At 33.4% G+C, this 18,319-nt stretch carries 18 protein-coding genes; 12 read left to right on the forward strand and 6 right to left on the reverse strand.

Annotation, left to right across the window (positions count from 1 at the left end):
• Positions 1-10 precede the first annotated feature (10 nt).
• From CM54_RS02535 to CM54_RS02545, 3 genes are all read left to right on the forward strand, one after another.
• Entirely contained in the window at positions 11-472 is a 462-nt protein-coding gene (locus tag CM54_RS02535; RefSeq protein WP_002435338.1) for a DUF420 domain-containing protein, read from the forward strand.
• Between the two features lie 190 nt (positions 473-662).
• A complete protein-coding gene (locus CM54_RS02540; RefSeq protein ID WP_023350455.1) occupies positions 663-1,709 on the forward strand; it encodes a CAP-associated domain-containing protein in 1,047 nt (348 codons plus the stop codon).
• A gap of 19 nt (positions 1,710-1,728) precedes the next feature.
• Positions 1,729-2,163 carry a YlbF family regulator gene (locus tag CM54_RS02545; RefSeq protein ID WP_037548720.1) on the forward strand — a complete coding sequence of 145 codons (435 nt, stop codon included), beginning with the start codon at positions 1,729-1,731 and terminating at the stop codon, positions 2,161-2,163.
• Between the two features lie 228 nt (positions 2,164-2,391).
• On the opposite strand, the gene CM54_RS02550 is transcribed toward CM54_RS02545, so the two are convergent.
• Positions 2,392-3,318 (reverse strand): glycerophosphodiester phosphodiesterase, encoded by a 927-nt coding sequence (locus CM54_RS02550; RefSeq protein ID WP_037548722.1) that lies wholly within the window; start codon positions 3,316-3,318, stop codon positions 2,392-2,394.
• Between the two features lie 231 nt (positions 3,319-3,549).
• Between CM54_RS02550 and CM54_RS02555 the strand changes: the two genes are divergently transcribed.
• Positions 3,550-3,801, forward strand: a complete 252-nt coding sequence (locus CM54_RS02555; protein ID WP_037548724.1) for a DUF2129 domain-containing protein — start codon at positions 3,550-3,552, stop codon at positions 3,799-3,801.
• Positions 3,802-3,812: 11 nt separating this feature from the next.
• Here the strand turns inward: CM54_RS02555 and CM54_RS02560 are convergent, their stop codons facing one another.
• Complete coding sequence (locus tag CM54_RS02560; protein WP_002435389.1) at positions 3,813-4,202, reverse strand: DUF7147 family protein; 390 nt, start codon at positions 4,200-4,202, stop codon at positions 3,813-3,815.
• 67 nt (positions 4,203-4,269) lie between these two features.
• On the opposite strand from CM54_RS02560, the gene rsmD reads away from it, so the two are divergent.
• Positions 4,270-4,812, forward strand: coding sequence for a 16S rRNA (guanine(966)-N(2))-methyltransferase RsmD (gene rsmD / locus CM54_RS02565; RefSeq protein WP_030065228.1), 543 nt, complete (start codon positions 4,270-4,272; stop codon positions 4,810-4,812).
• 1 nt (position 4,813) lies between these two features.
• On the forward strand, positions 4,814-5,299 hold the full coding sequence (gene coaD, locus CM54_RS02570) for a pantetheine-phosphate adenylyltransferase (RefSeq protein ID WP_002435417.1): 486 nt from the start codon (positions 4,814-4,816) through the stop codon (positions 5,297-5,299).
• Positions 5,300-5,367: 68 nt separating this feature from the next.
• Here the strand turns inward: coaD and CM54_RS02575 are convergent, their stop codons facing one another.
• Complete coding sequence (locus tag CM54_RS02575; RefSeq protein WP_037548726.1) at positions 5,368-6,501, reverse strand: nucleotidyltransferase; 1,134 nt, start codon at positions 6,499-6,501, stop codon at positions 5,368-5,370.
• 126 nt (positions 6,502-6,627) lie between these two features.
• Between CM54_RS02575 and CM54_RS02580 the strand changes: the two genes are divergently transcribed.
• Together CM54_RS02580 and rpmF are read left to right on the forward strand one after the other, a co-directional pair.
• A complete protein-coding gene (locus CM54_RS02580) occupies positions 6,628-7,182 on the forward strand; it encodes a YceD family protein (protein ID WP_002435440.1) in 555 nt (184 codons plus the stop codon).
• A gap of 76 nt (positions 7,183-7,258) precedes the next feature.
• Positions 7,259-7,432, forward strand: a complete 174-nt coding sequence (gene rpmF / locus CM54_RS02585; protein WP_002435373.1) for a 50S ribosomal protein L32 — start codon at positions 7,259-7,261, stop codon at positions 7,430-7,432.
• A 144-nt stretch (positions 7,433-7,576) separates the two neighbouring features.
• On the opposite strand, the gene CM54_RS02590 is transcribed toward rpmF, so the two are convergent.
• From CM54_RS02590 to CM54_RS12845, 3 genes are all read right to left on the reverse strand, one after another.
• A complete protein-coding gene (locus CM54_RS02590; protein WP_037548728.1) occupies positions 7,577-10,900 on the reverse strand; it encodes an NEAT domain-containing protein in 3,324 nt (1,107 codons plus the stop codon).
• 172 nt (positions 10,901-11,072) lie between these two features.
• Positions 11,073-12,476, reverse strand: a complete 1,404-nt coding sequence (locus CM54_RS02595) for a YSIRK signal domain/LPXTG anchor domain surface protein (RefSeq protein WP_037548729.1) — start codon at positions 12,474-12,476, stop codon at positions 11,073-11,075.
• Positions 12,477-12,648: 172 nt separating this feature from the next.
• Complete coding sequence (locus tag CM54_RS12845) at positions 12,649-15,471, reverse strand: YSIRK-type signal peptide-containing protein (RefSeq protein WP_082243224.1); 2,823 nt, start codon at positions 15,469-15,471, stop codon at positions 12,649-12,651.
• A 250-nt stretch (positions 15,472-15,721) separates the two neighbouring features.
• Here CM54_RS12845 and isdC point away from each other — a divergent pair, with 250 nt between their 5' ends.
• Genes isdC through isdE form a run of 4 tightly spaced genes read left to right on the forward strand, consistent with a single transcriptional unit; the run spans position 15,722 to position 18,313 of the window.
• Positions 15,722-16,327, forward strand: coding sequence for a heme uptake protein IsdC (gene isdC / locus CM54_RS02605; protein WP_037548732.1), 606 nt, complete (start codon positions 15,722-15,724; stop codon positions 16,325-16,327).
• Between the two features lie 23 nt (positions 16,328-16,350).
• Entirely contained in the window at positions 16,351-16,866 is a 516-nt protein-coding gene (locus tag CM54_RS12850) for an NEAT domain-containing protein (protein WP_231469356.1), read from the forward strand.
• A complete protein-coding gene (locus CM54_RS12855) occupies positions 16,863-17,435 on the forward strand; it encodes a hypothetical protein (RefSeq protein ID WP_231469358.1) in 573 nt (190 codons plus the stop codon). Before CM54_RS12850 ends, CM54_RS12855 begins: the two co-directional genes overlap by 4 nt.
• Entirely contained in the window at positions 17,432-18,313 is an 882-nt protein-coding gene (gene isdE / locus CM54_RS02615) for a heme ABC transporter substrate-binding protein IsdE (RefSeq protein WP_037548734.1), read from the forward strand. Before CM54_RS12855 ends, isdE begins: the two co-directional genes overlap by 4 nt.
• The last annotated feature ends 6 nt before the right edge of the window (positions 18,314-18,319 follow it).

Raw genomic sequence — 18,319 nt, forward strand, 5'->3', positions numbered from 1 at the left:
GATGAAACTTATGAGCGTACCCATTTTACCCACGATAAGTACTTCATGTATCGTCATTAGTGCAATCTTAGTGGCTATCGGATGGAGATTAATTTGGAAACGTCAAATTGATAAACATAAAAAAGTCATGTTATGGGCAGCAGTTTTTGCATTAACTTTCTTTATTATTTATGCTAGTAGAACAATTTTCATAGGGAATACTGCCTTTGGTGGTCCAGATTCAGTGAAAATCTACTACACCATCTTTTTAGTTTTCCATATCAACTTAGCTACTATTGGCGGTGTATTAGGATTAGTACAAATTATTTTAGCTTTTAATGATAAATTTAATATTCATAGAAAGATTGGACCGGTTGCATCGATTATTTGGTTCTTCACAGCAATTACTGGCGTGGCGGTGTACATTCTATTGTATGTACTTTACCCAGGCGGAGAAACAACCTCATTAATTAAAGCAACTCTAGGACTATAATTTATTTATTCGTTCTTTCTATTCAACTATACTGATAAAACTTCATTGTAGGTTTTGTCAGTTTTTTTAATTTTAGCTACAATACTAAACTAGTAAACTATAAATTAGCGTTGAAGGTTTAATCGCTTGTCTTGATAAATAATAGACTATTTTTGTACAATAAACTTAATTCTGTAGAGGTGGGTGAGTAATGAAAAAGTTAGTTATCAAAGTAGTAGGTGTTATTTTTTTAATTACTTTTTTAATTTATTTATTTTACTCACCACGTCTTAAATTTGATGTATTAGAGAATCCAAATAAAAGTAATAAAAGTAATCATTCAGAACAATTCCAAAAGTCTAATAAGAATGTTGAAAATCCTAAACCTAAACATGGCATTGGTACTTGGATTGGTAAGGATATTAAATTTATGACTAAACACTATGGTCAAGCTGATCGTACATATCCATTTAAATATGGTTATAAAAATTACATATTCAAAAAAGATAATGAATATTATATCGTAAGTACTAAGAAAGATATTATTACTTCAGTTTATGCAACCGGAAAAGACGTCAAAGTTGATCCGTTAACTATCGGTGAGAGTGCCTCACATCTATTTGAAAATACAAGCATTAACCCGGAACCAACGATACAATCTAATGGTAAGACGTATCGATTTGAAATGTCGGATGAAGACATGAAAACTCAAACATTAATTAAATATGGTAATGTCTACGCGCAAGTTTATTCTGACCAAGAATCAAACAAAATCTTAGCAGTTCGATTCTTAGATTCAGATACATTAGCGGCACTACAACCATATAAATTAAATACCGATGAAGGTGACACTTCAGATTCTAAAGATAAAGCAACACCGTTTGAACAGAACCCGAATCAACTCATTACACTTTATGAAGTAACTAATCAAATGAGAGAGTTAAAGGGGTTAAAACCTCTAAAAATTAATGACGATATTGCACATATAGCTTCAATTAACTTGTATGAAGCAACTGAAAAGGGTACTGATAGTGCCGAATTCACTGAGAATGCATTGACACAACAACTCGATGAAAACAATGTGTCCTACACATCAACGAGTCAGAACGTAGGGTATGATTTTGATGATGTACCAACTTTAATTCATAGTTGGATGAACTCAGATATCCACCGCTCTCGTATGTTAAATAATAAGTATGACGAAATGGGCGGAGAGGTTATGAAAGATTATTATTCATTAATTTTCTTGGAAAAGTAAAATACGAAAGGGTGAGAATATGATTACTGAAGAAACATTATCCATTTTAGATGAGATAGAAAATTTATCTGATATGATTGTTCAATCAGACGTATATCAAACTTATCAATATGCTAAAGATAATTTAGAAAATGATGACGAAGCACATCTACTTTATCAAGCATTTTTAAAGTCAAAAGATCAATACGATGATGTCATGAGATTTGGTAAATATCACCCTGACTATAAAAGAATTATGATGGAAACACGTCAACGTAAGCGTGCATACGAAATGTTACCTGTTGTCATGGAATATAAGACAAAGGAAGTCGCATTACAGAATTTAATTGATGAAGTATTGACAAAAATTGCATTCGCAGTTTCGGAAAATGTGAAAATTGAAGCGGGGAATCCATTCTTCCAAACAGGTCATAATGGGTGTGCAACTGGTGGATCTTGCAATTGTTCATTATAAATATAGATAAAAAGAAGATGCGAAGAGAGTATTTAATCTAGCAATAAAAACACTTTCGATGAATAAAAAAATGTCATCGAAAGTGTTTTTTAATTATGATTTGATTTGTGATGATGCGTCTATTTGAAATGAAATGCTTTTATACAATGAGTTGAAAATCTAACTTTAGGATGCATATCATTTTATATAAAGTCTCTACTGTATCGATAAGCTTAAAGCAACAGTATTTTACTTATTAAGTAAGGTTTCTTTAAATTGTTTAGCTAAGTCAGGGCGGTCTGTAACTAAGGTGTGAACGCCTTTATTATAAAGGTCTGTCATTAAATCAATGCTGTTCACACCATAGAAACCTGGAACAATATTATTTAAATTTAGCCAGTCGATAAAGCGTTTAGACGTTAACGGCACACCTTTAAACTCAGTTGGCATTTGAAATGTATCAGCTTGAGGCGTGAATGTATTTCCAAGAATACTATTAAATTTCAAGAAACCTTCAGCTACTTCAGCTTGGCTAGCACCGACGGCTATTTCATCATTGCTATACTCAACAAAGCGTCGAATTTGAGTTTTATGAAAACTTGTTACGAGCACACGATCTTGCGCTTGATGTTTAACAATAGTATTGTACATCACCTCAGGAGCAAGTCGACCTTCATATGTATTAGGTGCATCTTTTAAATCAACATTGATATACATGTTTGGATACATCTCTAATAATTCCTCAAATGAAAGTATTTTGGCATGAGGATCATTGCGATAAGGCGTAGCGCCATTAATATCTGTAAAATGATAGCCTGCGTCTAGACGTTTCAATTCTTCTAAAGTATGTTCGCTGACTTTACCTGAACCATTAGTAGTACGGTCGACAAGCGCATCATGAAAGACAATTAATTTACCATCTTGAGTTAAACGTACATCTGTTTCAAAACCGTCTAGTCCATATTCTACTGCATTGTCGAATGCTAATTGAGTTTGTTCAGGACGAACTGCCATCCCGCCTCTATGGGCAAATAAATAGGGTGCTTGTCCTGAAAAGAATGCTGGAATAGACTTAACTTGTTTAGGTGCTTTATTTTTATTAAAGTAAAACAAACTTCCTAAGATACCAGCGGTTGCTAAAGAACCTTTGACTAACCATCTTTTATTATTACTCATCTATGAGCCTCCTCTTTATTATTAGACATAGCTTAACAAATATTATCTTATTATTAAAAGTATAGTATCTTCATCTCGTATTATCATAATAGTATTCATTTTCATAAATAGTGGGCGTAAGGATAAACTTACATAGAGTGGTTAGGGTGTTTCAAGAACAATCATAGTCATTTCAATACAAACATAGACGTGATATGATTACTTATGTATAAACAATGGAGTGAGCAAGATATGAATTTAATTCCTAGAGTAAGTTTAATTATTTATTTAAAACATATTAAGCACGAACGACAAATAAGAAAATATGGACATATTGTTCATTCAAATAGACAAAGAAAATATGTGGTGATGTACGTCAATGAAGCAGATGCTGATTATGTAGTAAATAAACTCATGCAGCTTAAATATGTGAGAGATATTGATGGGTCACCATATAAGTTATTAAAGAAAACTTATGAGAAGGAAAAACATGAAGTGCTATAAACACTCATGTTTTATTGTAATGGTGGAATCCAGCGTTGTAGACGTAATACGCTGATAAGATAGTTAAAATATAAATCTATATCAGGGTAAGTTTCTGGTGGTTGAACATCAATGCCTACAATTGGAATATTATACTTTTCAGCTTCAGTATTAATGATTTCAAATTTCTTATTTCCATCTGGATATGGATAGTTTAAAGCATTAACCATGATATACATAGCTTGAAAGTGGTTGCCAGATGTCGGATTCATAATCATTGCTACTGAAGATAGTTGTTTCTCAGATTGTGGCGAATGAAAGTAAATGATGCGATTGATACGAGGGTGATTGAACTCGATAAGGGTAGTGAATTCAAATAAATCTGTTAAACCTTCACCGATTTTGATAAACGATTGTTTCATAAATTAATCAGTCTCCTTTAATACAACAAATTATATTAAATAACTTATTGAAATGGAAGTGTGAGCGATGCGCGTAATTGCAGGTAAACATAAAAGTAAAGCGTTAGAAAGTCTTGAAGGACGAAATACAAGACCTACTATGGATAAAGTAAAAGAAGGCATTTTTAACAGTTTGCATGAAGTTTCAGGTTTAGGATTAGATTTATTCGCAGGAAGCGGAGCATTAGGCATAGAAGCTTTATCACGTGGTATGGAAAAAGTTATTTTTGTAGATCAAAACTTTAAGGCTGTTAAAGTCATTAAAGCTAATCTAAATCAATTGGATTTAATGCCTCAAGCTGAAGTATATAAAAATAATGCCGATAGAGCGTTAAAAGCACTTGCTAAACGTGATATTCAATTTGATGTCATTTTCTTAGATCCTCCTTACAAAAAGGGGTTAATTGATGAAGCAATTGAGCGAATTTCGGAGTTTAATTTATTAAAAGAAAATGGTATTATCGTTTGTGAGTTTAGTAATCATGAGGATATTAAATATGAGCCGTTCCAAGTGATTAAGCGTTATCATTACGGTTTGACAGATACTTTGTTACTTGAAAAAGGAGAATAAAATGAGTAAGACGAGAGCAGTTATTCCCGGTAGTTTCGATCCTATTACATATGGACACTTAGACATTATAGAGCGAAGCGCCGATCGCTTTGATGAAATTCATGTATGTGTGTTAAAAAATAGCAGCAAAGGAGGAACATTTGATTTAGAAGAACGAATTGATTTAATAAGAGATTCTGTTCAACATTTATCAAATGTAGAAGTTCATCACTTTAATGGATTGTTAGTCGACTTCTGTGATCAAGTAGGAGCAAGAACGATTATCAGAGGTCTACGTGCAGTCAGTGACTTTGAATATGAATTACGTTTAACCTCCATGAATAAGAAGTTAAATAATAATATTGAAACAATGTACATGATGACAAGCACAAATTATTCATTTATTAGTTCAAGCATTGTAAAAGAGGTAGCAGCCTATAAAGCAGATATTTCAGCATTTGTACCACCAAATGTTGAGAAAGCATTAAAAGATAAATTTGATGTTTAAAAAATAACCATTTCAACAATTTTTACTGAACGAAATTCAATCAGTAAGGGTATGTGTTGAAATGGTTTTTATTTGCGTATGATAGGTGTGTTGAAATCTGTTTGAGATTGTTTGCTGATAAGATTATACACTTGTGTAGCTTTAATTTCATTTTGGAAATAATGTGCATTTTTTTTATTTATGTTAGTGATAAAATGACGCTCAGGAAATTTATTTTTTAAATATTTTAAGTAATTTCTACCAGTATCGTTCATTCCTAAAATTCTAACAGCGTCGATGTCTTTTTTTACATTATGAGCACGTACATTGATTAATACATTCATAAGCACACGTTGTATATGAGTATAAGTGTAACGTTTCGTTTTAAGCTTCTCCATTAGTTCTTTGAACGAGTAACTTTCTTGAACTATAGATTTTAAACGATTCTCAAAGCCTTCATTTACAGTGTATATTGATGCTAAAGCCTCAGTATCTTGCACCATAAGTTGATACTTAATGAAAGGGAATGTATCTTCGATTGAAGCATGAGGTTTATGATACAAAGCGTGTACTGATTCAGGAACCACACGTTTCCACTCATTATCGTTCTTTATTAAAGACTGACGAATAGATGTTCCACTTGCAAAGGTAGGATGCTGTATTTCAGAGTGGTGATGATGTGAACCTTCACGTTTAATTGTCATTGCTTTTATAAGTGGTGCAAATCGTTTGATTGCCTTAAGATAACTTATACCTAACATGTTGTTCGGCGATTGAATAAGTTCATGATGATCAGTGAGTTCACTCAATATACGAGGGTAACTCTTTCCTTCTTTAAGTTTACTTTTAAAATCGGGGTGGCTTTCTAAAGTTGAAATAGTAGACGCAAGTTGTTGTAATTCTTCTATATTTGCACTTTCACTACCAAAAGAAACTTCATCAATATCTAAATAATGAGCTACTTTAATAGCCATTTCAGCAAATGTATCTCCTGAAGAGAGACTAGCTATTAACGGTAATTCCACGACTAAATCAACGCCAATGAGGGCCATTTCAGCACGAGTAAATTTATTATAAATTGCAGGTTCTCCACGCATAACAAAGTTGCCACTCATCAACGCAATTGTTACATTTGAATTGGAGTGAAGTTGAGTTTGTTGTGAGTGATATAAATGTCCGTTATGAAATGGATTATATTCAGTTATGAGCCCAACACTTTTCATTTGCATTTCGTCCTTTCAATATTCATCATTAGTATTGTAACAGAACAATATATGTTAAGAAAAAATCTTGACAACTTTTGTTGGGAAAGTTAAAATAAATTTTGTGCTTGTTAGAGGTGAAGCCATATGAAATGGTCAATAACACAATTGAGAAAGTATCAAGGTAAGCCGTTTGAGTTTAACCAAAAGGCTCATTTTGATCACTTGAAAGAGTCATTAGATTTAATTGATCTATCAGAAATAAATGTTGAAGGCCTATTAACAGTGAAATCTAATGAAGTGATTGCAGATATGCATGTTACTGGTACATATACTATGCCATGTGCACGTACGCTAGAGCCAGTAGATGTGCCCCTAGATGTAACTACTTCAGAAGTATTTGACTTAGAAGGCTACGATGATTATACCGATGATGACGATCAAGAAGATGAACATTATCATCTTGTCACTGATGGTATGATTAATATCAAAGACATTGCTGAAGAACTTGTAATTATTGAAAAGCCTATGCGCGCCTTTTCTGAAAATAGTGATCAAATGCTAACAGAAGGTAATGGCTGGGAAGTCATTGATGAAGATCAATTAATTGAAGTTCAAAAAGAACAAGAAGATGATTCTGAAACTAAGCAAGTTGATCCAAGGCTTCAGAAATTACAACAATTATATGATAAAGAGCAATAGCAGTTTAATTAATGGTATAATAGTATTAATTGAACTGACATTTTAATTAAGTGTCTATTCTTAAGGAGGATTAATCATGGCAGTACCAAAAAGAAGAACGTCTAAAACAAGAAAAAATAAACGCCGTACGCATTTCAAAATTTCAGTACCTGGTATGACTGAATGCCCAAGCTGTGGCGAATACAAATTATCTCACCGCGTATGTAAAAACTGTGGTTCTTACAACGGTGAAGAAGTCGTTTCTAAATAATAAATTTATATATTTATTTTTATCCAGTAATCTGTCTAAGGTTACTGGATTTTTTATTTATTATAAACATCGACCTACAGCATTGTAGGGGATTGCTGTAGGCCGACGATAAATTATTGATTAATATTTTGTAAGATAGTGCTATTAATGTTTTTCACTTTTATGGTTCTTTCTATTTATAAGTAACGTACTACCTAAGAATGCTAATAAGCTTGCCCATATTGTTGTTTGAGAAGAATCTAAACCAGTATTAGGTAAAGTTTTAGATTTGTCAGTTGATTGAGATTTGTTTGACTTACTATCTTTAGTAACTGTTAAAGTTTTAGTTTTTAAAGAAGTCTTTGTAAGTTTTGTTGGACGCTTAGGATTTGGTTTTTCCTTTTTAGGAATTGGAATAGGTTCGAATTCTTTATTAGGTTCATCATTAATTATTCTAATATCATAATTTCCTTTATAGCCGATTTTAGGAACTTCAATACTTACAAATGCGTTATAAACCTTTTGACCCTCTACATAAGGGAACGCAACAGTACGCGTATCATGTTCTTTATCTCTTGCTATTGTTGTTACACGTTGGCCCTCAACTTTAAATTCTTTCCAATAAGAATCATTTTTAATTGTAAGAACTACAAGTTTGTTGCCTTTTTCATCTATAGCTACTTTAAAAGGTTTTTGAACGTAATTTTCTATTGCAGATGGTTGATCTTTTAATTTTTTCAGTATAGAAAAATCAACGGCTTTTTCATCTTTCAATACTGTAGGTGTAGTAATAGCACTTTCAAACTCTGTTGTAATTGGTTTTACTGATGGTGTCGTGTTTTGAGTTTCCGTAGGTTTAGTAGTTGGTGTTTCATTAGGTTTAGTAGTTGGTGTTTCTACAGGGTTAGTAGTTGGTGTTTCTACAGGGTTAGTCGTTGCATTATTATTGTTTGGATTATTATTTGTAGGATTGTTCGTTTGGTTAGAATCAGCTTTTGGTTTCTCTATAACAGGGAAATCAAGCACTAATGTTGTTGCTACGTCATTTCCTACTTTATCAAGTTTAGATACCACTTTAGTTACGAGTTGGATTTTATCTAGTAATTTATCAGTAGTTAAAACTGCTTCTTTAACTTTATTACCTTGATCAGTTAATATTACGTTTTCACCATTATGGGTAATTTTAGAGAATTGATATTTAGTTCTCTTAGTGATAAGTGAATTACCATTTGCTTCTTTGACTTTAAAAGTATATTGATATTTGTCTCCAACTTTTTCTACTTTTACATCCTTTTCAAATAAATTAGCGTATGTTGAATCTTGGGCATTGTCTTTTTGATATTTCAAATCTCCTTTGATAGTTACAGGGAAAGCAGTTGGAACTTTAGCTGTTTCAACTTCATGATCTGGAACTGATGATTGGTCATTATTGTTTGTTTGAGTAGTAGTTTGTTGATTCTGTGATGATGGTGCCGGTTTAGTTGTTTTAGCTGGTTTAGATGGACGCTCTTTAGGGTCATTCCATAAGTCATTATTAAATTGACGCGCACTATCATAGTATAATTGAAGTGTTACGTCATGAGCTTGATCTCTACTTTTATTAGGATTATTAATATTTTCAGGATATTTAGTTGTTCCTGTGAGTTGAATTTTCTCTAATAAATCTTTAGAGGTTACGGTGAATTCCTTAATTTTATTCTTTTCATTAATTGTTTTAAGTTCTAATGGTTGGTCTTTATATTCTACTCTGAAAAGTTCAAAATCATAGAATTCTCCGCCGACATCAGCAATTCCAGGATGTAAGTGAACAGTATATTTATATAAATCATTTAATTTTTCAATTTTTACATTAGGATTTAAAGCACCTTCGTATAAAGATGATTCCTCATTATTAATTGCATTTCTAAAATGTCCACTTACAAAAATTGGTAATTCTTTATGTAATTTATTTTTATCATACACAACATCTTTATAAATATTTTTATACGTTGTTGCTTGATAATCTTTAGCAGTTACTTTTTTAGATGAATCACTGTTTTGTGATGCATTTGAAGTACTCGTGTCTGTAGAAGTTGATTTATTTTCCGTTGAATCACTTGAAACACGTTTCTTCGCAAATTCATTATTTTGAATTCTTACATGATATTGACCATCATAACCAATATTTTTAACTACAACTTTTACAATCGCATTGTATACATCTTTACCATCTTCATAAGGGAAAATGATTGTACGTGTATCATTCGTTTTATCACGAGAAATAGTCACCACACGTTTACCTTCAACTTTTAAATCTTTCCAATATGAGTCAGTTTTAGTTTGCATTACAACGTATTTTTTACCATCAATAGTCGCTGTTTTAAAAGGATGTTGAACAAAGCCGTCCATAACTGAAGGATTATCTTCAGTACTTTCAAGTACTACGAAATCAGCATTTTTTTCGTCAGTTAAAGTTTTGGGAGTAGGTTTTACATTTTCAAACTCAGGTTTAGCGGACGTTACTTCTTGTTCTAAATCACTTTTAGCTTTGGCAAGTTTTTCCTTGTATTCTTGTTTTAAATTATCAGGTAGTTTATCTTGAATCTTTTCTAATTCATAAACTTGTCTTTCCAATGTTTTAGCTTTTCTATAAGGTTCTAATAACTTCTCAGTATCATATTCCTGTTGAGTTTGGAATTGGGATGTATCATTCTGAATTGGCTTTTTAAATACTAATCTTGCGTCATAATCATCTTTGTTTGTACCACCACCCCATACTACTGTAGCAAGAACTCTGACTTCTTTAGTTCCATCTGTAACTGGAAATCTTACATATGCATAATCTTTTTCTAAATCAAATGAAACAAGGTTAACGGGTAATTTAGTATCGCCATTATATACTTCAAATTTTTCAAATGAATCTGCGGTCTGAACTTCAAATTCAACTTTTGCGCCATCCCTTGTAAATATGACATCAGCCGGGTTTTTTGTGCTCGCTTCTATATAGAAAGTTTTTTCACTACTACCTTCTAAACTAAATTCTATAGGGCGTCTGGGCCCCTCATCATGTGGTTGATTTGCGACTGCTGGATCTTTAATTGCTTCTTTTAAATTATCAGCAGAGTGAAATTTAGTTTGTGCATTTTGACTAGTGTTTGAAGCGGATTGAGTTGTATTACTAGCATTATTATTTGAATTATTTTGAGATGTTGATGTGCTCTGTGAGTCAGATGAAGCTTGAGTAGTATTTTTCGGTTGAGCTTGATCACTTTGATTAGTTGAACTTGAGGTAGAAGCCCCAGTTGGGTGAGCTGTATTAGTGTTTTGTCCAGAAGAAGCAGCCGAATTAGTAATAGCTTGGGAATTAGTATCTTCAGCAGCTTGAGCTTCATGATTGGTACCTAAGAAGATGGCAGTTCCTAACGTGATTGAAGCTACTCCTACGGTTAATTTACGTATTGAAAAGTAATTGGCATACCTCAATGAATGATTCTTATGTTGTTTGTTCATGGTGTTAACCACTCCTGAAAATAAATTTCTAATTGATAAACCTTATCAATTAGCTTAGGGTTATTATACACTATTTATTTTTAATTTGAATACTATTTTAAAAATATTTTATTGATTTAATTTTATAATAAAAAACAAGTGCATCGTATAATGATGTACTTGTAGTAAGTCATTAGATATTTTTATTGTTTTTTCTTTTAAGAAGTAATAATGAAGATAATAGGGCGATAAGACTAAATACTAGACTGTTACTATTTGATTCTTGTTTTGAACCTGTTTCTGGTAATTCTTTTGAAGTTTTAGATTTACTATTGTCTTTAACTACAGAATCTTTTCCTTTGGCTTCTTTAGAATCTTTATCATGCTTTTGGTCTTTCTTAGGTTTAGGGCCGTTGGAGTCTTTATGTATTTTATCGAGTTTTTCAGAATGTTTAGCAGCATCAAGTTGTTTATCTTTAGAAGTATCATCTTTTTTATTAGTTTTTACATCTTGCTTTTTAGTAGTATCGCTTACTTGAGCTTCCGGTGTTTTAGTATCTTGTTTTTTGTCAGTAGCTGTTTGTTGATTTTTAGAAGTGTCATCTTTTTTAGCTTGATTATCAGTTTTATCATTTTGATTGTTAGTAACAGTATCGCTTACAGGCGCTGAAGGCTTTTGAGTCGTGTCTTGTTTTTTATTAGCATCAGGTTGTTGATCTGTAGAAGCGTTATCTTTTTTGTCCTGACTATCAATTTTAGTGTTTTGATTATTAGTATCAGTATGGTTTACCGGAGCTGATGGTTTTTCATTTTTAGCTTGATTATTACCAGCATCAGGTTGTTCTACATTCATATTATCATTTTGTTTAGCTTGGTTTTGAGTAGCCGTTGGTTCTGGGTCCTCAATAGTAGGGATGACACTTTCTAATTCAATATGTGTTGTATATTCATGATCATATTTTAAATCAGGTATTACAATATGAACTTTACTAATAATATTATTCATACCTGGTGTTACTTCCATATTTACTGTTTTAGTATCTTTCTCAGTATTATCATCTACAACTGTAGTGGGTAATTCAGTTTCATTTTCATCGAAAAATCGAAAACTCTTCCACCATGAGGCGTTGTCTAAAGTGATTTGGAAGTAGTACTTATCATCTTTTTTTATTACTTTACCAGGATGCTGCACATATTGATCCATGTGAGAAACGTCGTTTGTTTTATCTTTTTGAACTTGGAAATTTAAAGTTTGAGAAAGTTCATTCGACTTTGAATTACTATTGTTTGTATTAGTAGTTGGCGCATTTTGCGTAGTAGCTTGGTTATTTTGAGTATTTGAATTTTGAGTAGCAACCGTATCGGCTGGTTTGGACTGCGCTTGTTGCGCTGATTGATTCGTATTTTTGTTAGTTTGGTCAATAGTTGTAGAGTTTTGAGTACCTTGACTATTATTGCTTTCAGCGGCTTGAGCTTCATGGTGTGCACCAATAATAAGTGCTGAACCTAATGTGATTGAAGCTACTCCAAATTTAAGCTTTCTAATTGAAAAGAAATTATTTAAAATGAGTGTGTTTTTCTTATGTTGATGTTTCATGTTGTGAACAACTCCTATGTAATTTTTATTGATATTATTTATCAATTAACACAAGGATATTATACACTAATATAAAATTAAGTGAATGATTTTTTAATAATTTCATTATTATATTTTAAAACATAAAAAACGAGCTAATCTTGATTAGATTAGCTCGCCATGAAATTTATAACTATTTAGATTCTTTTCTTTGTCTTCTTAATAGTAATAATGATGCAGCTAAAGTTATTGTGCCGAATACAGTAGTAGCGTAGTCTGATTCATCGCTTAATCCAGTTTCCGGTAATTCAGATTTATCTTTTGAACCATTTGAAGTTTTAACCTCATCGTTAACAACAGTTTGTTTGTTATCACTATCAGTGTTGCCAGTGTCTCCACCAGTTTGACCACCTTTGTCTTCACCAGTATTTCGTCCAGTGTCTCCACCAGTTTGAGTATCTTTGTTTGAACCAGTATTTCCGCTAGTGTCTCCACCAGTTTGGCCATTTCCAGGTTTTTGATCAGTACCAGGTTTAGGATTACCGTTTTCATTAGGTGTTGTTACTTCAGTATTTTGATCTGGATTAGCTGTACCAGGTTTAACACCAGCACCTAATTGGCCATTTTGTTCCGGAGTAGTAGGTTTAGCTTGTCCATTATTATTAGTATCTGGTTTTTCTTGATTATCTTGACCACTTGGTGTTGTTTGACCAGGAGTACCAGTTGAACCGTTATTAGTATCAGGAGCAGGAGTTCCTGTAGTACCAGTAGTACCTTGTCCAGATTGGTTGTTTTGATCAGGAGTAACTGTACCAGGTTTAGGATTACCGTTTTCATTAGGTTTAACTTCAGTATTTTGATCAGGATTAGCTGTACCAGGTTTAACACCAGCACCTAATTGGCCATTTTGTTCCGGAGTAGTAGGTTTAGCTTGTTCAGCATTATTAGTATCTGGTTTTTCTTGATTTTCATTGCCAGGAGTACTTGGTTTTTCATGATTATCTTGACCACTTGGTGTTGTTTGACCAGGAGTACCAGTTGCACCGATATTAGTATCAGGAGCAGGAGTTCCTGTAGCACCAGTAGTGCCTTGTCCAGCTTGGTTGTTTTGATCTGGAGTATCTGTACCAGGTTTTTGATCAGTGTCAGTACCTTGGTTAGGAGTAGTAGCACCAGCATTATTGTTAGTATCAGGTTTAGCGACACCATTGTCATTAGGTTTTACTTCAGTATTTTGATCAGGAGAAGGCGTTACAGTAGTGCCTGCACCATTTTCACCCGTTTGAGTACCTTGACCAGGAGTACCTGTTTGAGGTGTGTTTTGGCCTTGTTGATCATTACCAGGAGTACTTGGTTTTTCTTGATTATCTTGACCACTTGGTGTTGTTTGACCAGGAGTACCAGTCGCACCGTTATTAGTATCAGGAGCAGGAGTACCTGTAGTACCAGTAGTGCCTTGTCCAGCTTGGTTGTTTATATCTGGAGTATCTGTTCCAGGATTTTGATCAGTGCCAGGTTTAGGTGCAGTACCTTGGTCAGGAGTAGTAACCCCAGCGTTGTTATCAGTACCTGGTTTAGTTTGGTTTTCATTACCAGCTTGGTTTTGATTAGGAGAAGGCGTTACAGTAGTGCCTGTACCATTTTCACCCGTTTGAGTATCTTGACCAGGAGTACCTGTTTGAGGTGTGTCTTGGCCTTGTTGATCAGTACCAGGAGCGCTTGGTTTTTCTTGACCATTTGGCGTTGTTTGACCAGGAGTACCAGTTGCACCGTTATTAGTATCAGGAGCAGGAGTTCCTGCAGTGCCTGCAGTACCTTGTCCAGCTTGGTTGTTATTTTCAGGTGCAGTAGTTCCAGGAGTACCAGTCGCACCGTTATTAGTTTCAGGTGCAGGAGTACCTGTAGTGCCTGCAGTACCTTGTCCAGTTTGATTATCTTTATCAGCAGGTGGAGTCACAGTAGTTCCTGCATTTTGATTGCCAGCCTCAGGTTTAGCTTGTGTATCTGTAGTCCCTGTATTTTGAGCTGTCCCTGTTTCAGTTGTACCAGGTTTAGATTGAGTACCTTGAGTATCTTGTCCTGTAGTTCCAGGTTGTGGAGTTGTGGCAGCATCATTATTAGTATTACCTGGTTGAGTATCTTGATTGTTTGGAGCAGGTGTAGCTTGATTAGGTTTAGTTTCGCCAGGAGTACCTGCAGCATTTTGAGCATTACCAGCTGAAGTACCTGTTTGTTCTCCATGATCTTCTGTATTAGGTTTCTCTTGATCAGTAGTACTAGTACTTGGTTTAGCTGAACCTGTAGTGTCTGTATTAGGTTGTGTTTCAGGTTGAGATGGAGTAGGTGTTCCAGCACCTACAGTACCAGCTTGAGCACCTTGACCTGTACTATTGTTTTCAGTAGTACCTGGTTTAGATGTAGCATCTTGACCAGTCGTTGCCTCTGGTTTTGTTGAAGCTGCTGGGGAAGTTGCATCATTTTGAGGACTAGGAGTCACAGTAGCTCCATTACCTTGATCTGCTGTTTCAGCATGAGGTTTAGCTTGAGTATATCCAGTAGCTGTAGTTGGCGCAGTTTGACCTGTGCCAGCAGTTTGAGTTCCTTGTGGAGTACTAGTAGCTTGGTTATCTTGTCCGGTAGTATTTGGACTAGGGTTTGTTTGTGTAGCATCGGCTTGATTAGTTTGAGTTCCTGTAGCTTCTGCAGTGCCTTGACCTTGGTGGTCGGCAGTGTTTGTTTTAGCTCCATCTTGACCTGTTTGTGTAGCAGCAGGAGTACCTGTACCAGCTTGATTATTTTGGTCTTGACTTGTAGTGCTCGGTTGACCAGCTGTGTTAACGGTACCTACAGCTTCTCTTTGCCAAGTATTACCTTCCGTGCCTTCTTCAGCATGTGCCTGTCCGAAGAAAAGGAATGAACCTACAATAATAGAAGCAGTACCAACCGTGAATTTTCTAATTGAATAGTGATTTTTCTGAGTGGGTTTGTCATTTGAAAAATTGTTAGGTTTGTTCATAACTTATTCTCTCCTTTGATAAGTAGTTGTCTCAGTTGTCTTTTGAGAAGTTATAGAATTAGAGTGAAATAAAACATTATCCAATGATAATGGTCAAACAATATATTAGCATATTTTTATAACTTTAAACAACTAATTAAAAATATTATCAATTTTATATTGACGTTGATAACTATTTTCATTTATTATTTTTACAAGAATTAGGGTGAGTAATTTATCAAGTTTTATCACTCTTATGGAGGTTGTATAAATGAAAGTGACTTATAAAACGTTAAGTTTTGTTTTAGTTTTAATAATATTTTTAGTGAATTGGGGACCTAATGTAAGTTACGCAGCCGAAGGTAAGTCTATTAATTTTGAAGTTTTAAAATATAATACAAATGATACTTCGATGGCAAATGACTATTTTGAGAAGCCTGCAAAATTAATTGAAAAAGATGGGAAGAAAGTACTTCAAATCACAGTTAATCATAGTCATTGGATTACTGGAATGACTATTGAGGGTAGCAAAGAGAAAATTATTAGCAAAGATGCTAGTAAAGACATGAGAACATCTGAATTTGTGGTAAACAAAGCTTCTGGTAAAGTAAACGGAACAATTGCAGTTTACATCAATGAGCCAGTAAATGGTAAGCCATTTAAATATGATCATCATTACAATATTACTTTTAAATTTGATGGTAAAGATGGTGGAGCGACTGGATCACCAAATATTGTCCAAGATAAATCAACTGCTGAAAATCCTCAAACTAGTGGTGGAATCCCTACATATACATATTTAATTCCTATAGCTTCTCTATTTGTATTAATTACAATTTCAGTTTTGACATTCAAATTAAAAAAAGGTAATGAATAATGAAATATTGTAGTCGCTTAATGATGAAATTATTCGTTATAGCGTTTACTTTAGGAATATCTTTATCTTTAAATAATGATACTTATCAAGTAAAGGCTGATGATAAAAATCTATCATCAGCCGATTATTATATTAAAGAAAGCTTTGAAAAAGATAAAAATCATGCGAAACGCCATAGTGATCATCAACAAATTAGAAATAAGATAGAACAAACGATAGAATTTTACGTTCGTAAACAGAATAATAGGGATGTTTCACATATGGATGAGTATGTAAAACATCCTGGTTATATTGTTAATGACGGTAATCAAACATATTTTGTAATGACTTTATTAAACAGAGAATGGTGGGAAAGTTATAAATTCTACCAACATGATAAAGAATTAAAAGTGAAGATTGTAAATGAGGATAAAGAACAAGATACGGTAACCATTCGAATACCCCTTATTAACATAAAAGAAGAAATAAAAAATCTCGTATCCACATTAAAATACCATCGATACATTACGACCATACGTATACCACTTATATCGTTATGAAACATAGCGAAAAGAATGATGAAAAGGTTAACCACAAAGACGCTCAGAATAACAAGTCTAATCAGTTTGATGATAAAGAGAGCCTAAGAAAAAATTTAAAAACAGAAGAAGGACAATTTAATGAAATAAAAAATGAGAATAGTCATCTAAAAGAGTCAAAACAATCAACTCAACAAGATATGTCGTCAAATCAGATTATCAATAGAGAAGAACAAAATAAATTTTCTAATTCAAATAGCAATCTATCAATTAAACCAAGTACAGATAAACCGAGCTCAGATTCATTAAATCGGACTAATTCAAATACTCCAGCTAGTTTAAATACAAATACTAATTCTAGGTATAGCCAATTGCCTCAACTTAATCCTTTTAAAAAGGAAAAAGATAAACCTAATCCAAGCTTCAATAGAGATGCTGATAAGAAGAAAGTTGCAAAAAAAGACCATAATGAGGATGTACTCCCTAATCATAGAAATACATACTATCTTCTTGGCTCTGTTATTTTATTGGCAATTTTAGCTTTAATCGCAACATATTTTGTTAAAAGAAAGAGTGAGTCGAGAAAATGAGAAAAACCCGAATAATTTTTACTATCATATTATTTATCGTTTTACTCAGTGGTTGCGAGGCGGATGATAGCAATAAAAAGAAAGATAAAGCTGAATCGAAGGATATTCGTATCGTACCTACTACCGTCGCTTTAACGATGACATTAGATAAGTTAGATTTACCTATTGTAGGTAAGCCCACATCTTATAAAAAGTTACCAGATCGATATAAAAATGTTCCGGAAGTCGGCCAACCGATGGAACCAAGTGTAGAGGCAGTTAAAAAAGTGAATCCTACACATGTTTTGAGTGTATCTACTATTAAAGATGAAATGAAGCCCTTTTATAAACAGTTAAACATGAAAGGTTACTTCTATGATTATGATAGTTTAGATGGCATGGAGAAATCTATTACTGAACTTGGTAAACAGTTTAATAGGGAGAAGAAGGCTAAAGAACTAAATCATCACCTTAATTCCGTGAAAGCGAATATTGAAAGTAAAGTTGCAAAACAAAAGAAACATCCTAAGGTACTGATACTTATGGGGATACCTGGCAGTTATTTAGTTGCCACTGATAAATCATATATTGGAGATCTCGTAAAAATCGCTGGTGGAGAGAATGTCATACAAGACCATTCTAAACAGTATATTTCTTCTAACACGGAACATTTAGTTAATGTTAATCCCGATATTATATTAAGACTTCCTCACGGGATGCCAGATGAAGTTAAGAAAATGTTCCAAAAAGAATTTAAACAAAATGATATTTGGAAGCATTTCAAAGCAGTTAAAACGAATCAAGTTTATGATTTAGAGGAAGTACCATTTGGTATCACTGCAAACGTAGACGCTGATGATGCTATGACACAGTTATACAATCTATTTTATAAAAAGTGATGGGGG

The organism is Staphylococcus sp. TE8, from assembly GCF_000692055.1.
GTDB lineage: Bacteria > Bacillota > Bacilli > Staphylococcales > Staphylococcaceae > Staphylococcus > Staphylococcus capitis.

What these genes read in the sequence shown, in the direction of transcription:
- CM54_RS02595 (WP_037548729.1), bottom strand. Translation starts at nt 12,476, where the DNA reads ATGAAACATCAACATAAGAAAAACACACTCATTTTAAATAATTTCTTT.
- CM54_RS12850 (WP_231469356.1), top strand. Translation starts at nt 16,351, where the DNA reads ATGAAATTATTCGTTATAGCGTTTACTTTAGGAATATCTTTATCTTTA.
- CM54_RS02590 (WP_037548728.1), bottom strand. Translation starts at nt 10,900, where the DNA reads ATGAACAAACAACATAAGAATCATTCATTGAGGTATGCCAATTACTTT.
- CM54_RS02575 (WP_037548726.1), bottom strand. Translation starts at nt 6,501, where the DNA reads ATGAAAAGTGTTGGGCTCATAACTGAATATAATCCATTTCATAACGGA.
- CM54_RS12845 (WP_082243224.1), bottom strand. Translation starts at nt 15,471, where the DNA reads ATGAACAAACCTAACAATTTTTCAAATGACAAACCCACTCAGAAAAAT.
- rsmD (WP_030065228.1), top strand. Translation starts at nt 4,270, where the DNA reads ATGCGCGTAATTGCAGGTAAACATAAAAGTAAAGCGTTAGAAAGTCTT.
- CM54_RS02535 (WP_002435338.1), top strand. Translation starts at nt 11, where the DNA reads ATGAGCGTACCCATTTTACCCACGATAAGTACTTCATGTATCGTCATT.
- CM54_RS02560 (WP_002435389.1), bottom strand. Translation starts at nt 4,202, where the DNA reads ATGAAACAATCGTTTATCAAAATCGGTGAAGGTTTAACAGATTTATTT.
- CM54_RS02550 (WP_037548722.1), bottom strand. Translation starts at nt 3,318, where the DNA reads ATGAGTAATAATAAAAGATGGTTAGTCAAAGGTTCTTTAGCAACCGCT.
- coaD (WP_002435417.1), top strand. Translation starts at nt 4,814, where the DNA reads ATGAGTAAGACGAGAGCAGTTATTCCCGGTAGTTTCGATCCTATTACA.
- CM54_RS02540 (WP_023350455.1), top strand. Translation starts at nt 663, where the DNA reads ATGAAAAAGTTAGTTATCAAAGTAGTAGGTGTTATTTTTTTAATTACT.
- CM54_RS02555 (WP_037548724.1), top strand. Translation starts at nt 3,550, where the DNA reads ATGAATTTAATTCCTAGAGTAAGTTTAATTATTTATTTAAAACATATT.
- rpmF (WP_002435373.1), top strand. Translation starts at nt 7,259, where the DNA reads ATGGCAGTACCAAAAAGAAGAACGTCTAAAACAAGAAAAAATAAACGC.
- CM54_RS12855 (WP_231469358.1), top strand. Translation starts at nt 16,863, where the DNA reads ATGAAACATAGCGAAAAGAATGATGAAAAGGTTAACCACAAAGACGCT.
- isdC (WP_037548732.1), top strand. Translation starts at nt 15,722, where the DNA reads ATGAAAGTGACTTATAAAACGTTAAGTTTTGTTTTAGTTTTAATAATA.
- CM54_RS02580 (WP_002435440.1), top strand. Translation starts at nt 6,628, where the DNA reads ATGAAATGGTCAATAACACAATTGAGAAAGTATCAAGGTAAGCCGTTT.
- isdE (WP_037548734.1), top strand. Translation starts at nt 17,432, where the DNA reads ATGAGAAAAACCCGAATAATTTTTACTATCATATTATTTATCGTTTTA.
- CM54_RS02545 (WP_037548720.1), top strand. Translation starts at nt 1,729, where the DNA reads ATGATTACTGAAGAAACATTATCCATTTTAGATGAGATAGAAAATTTA.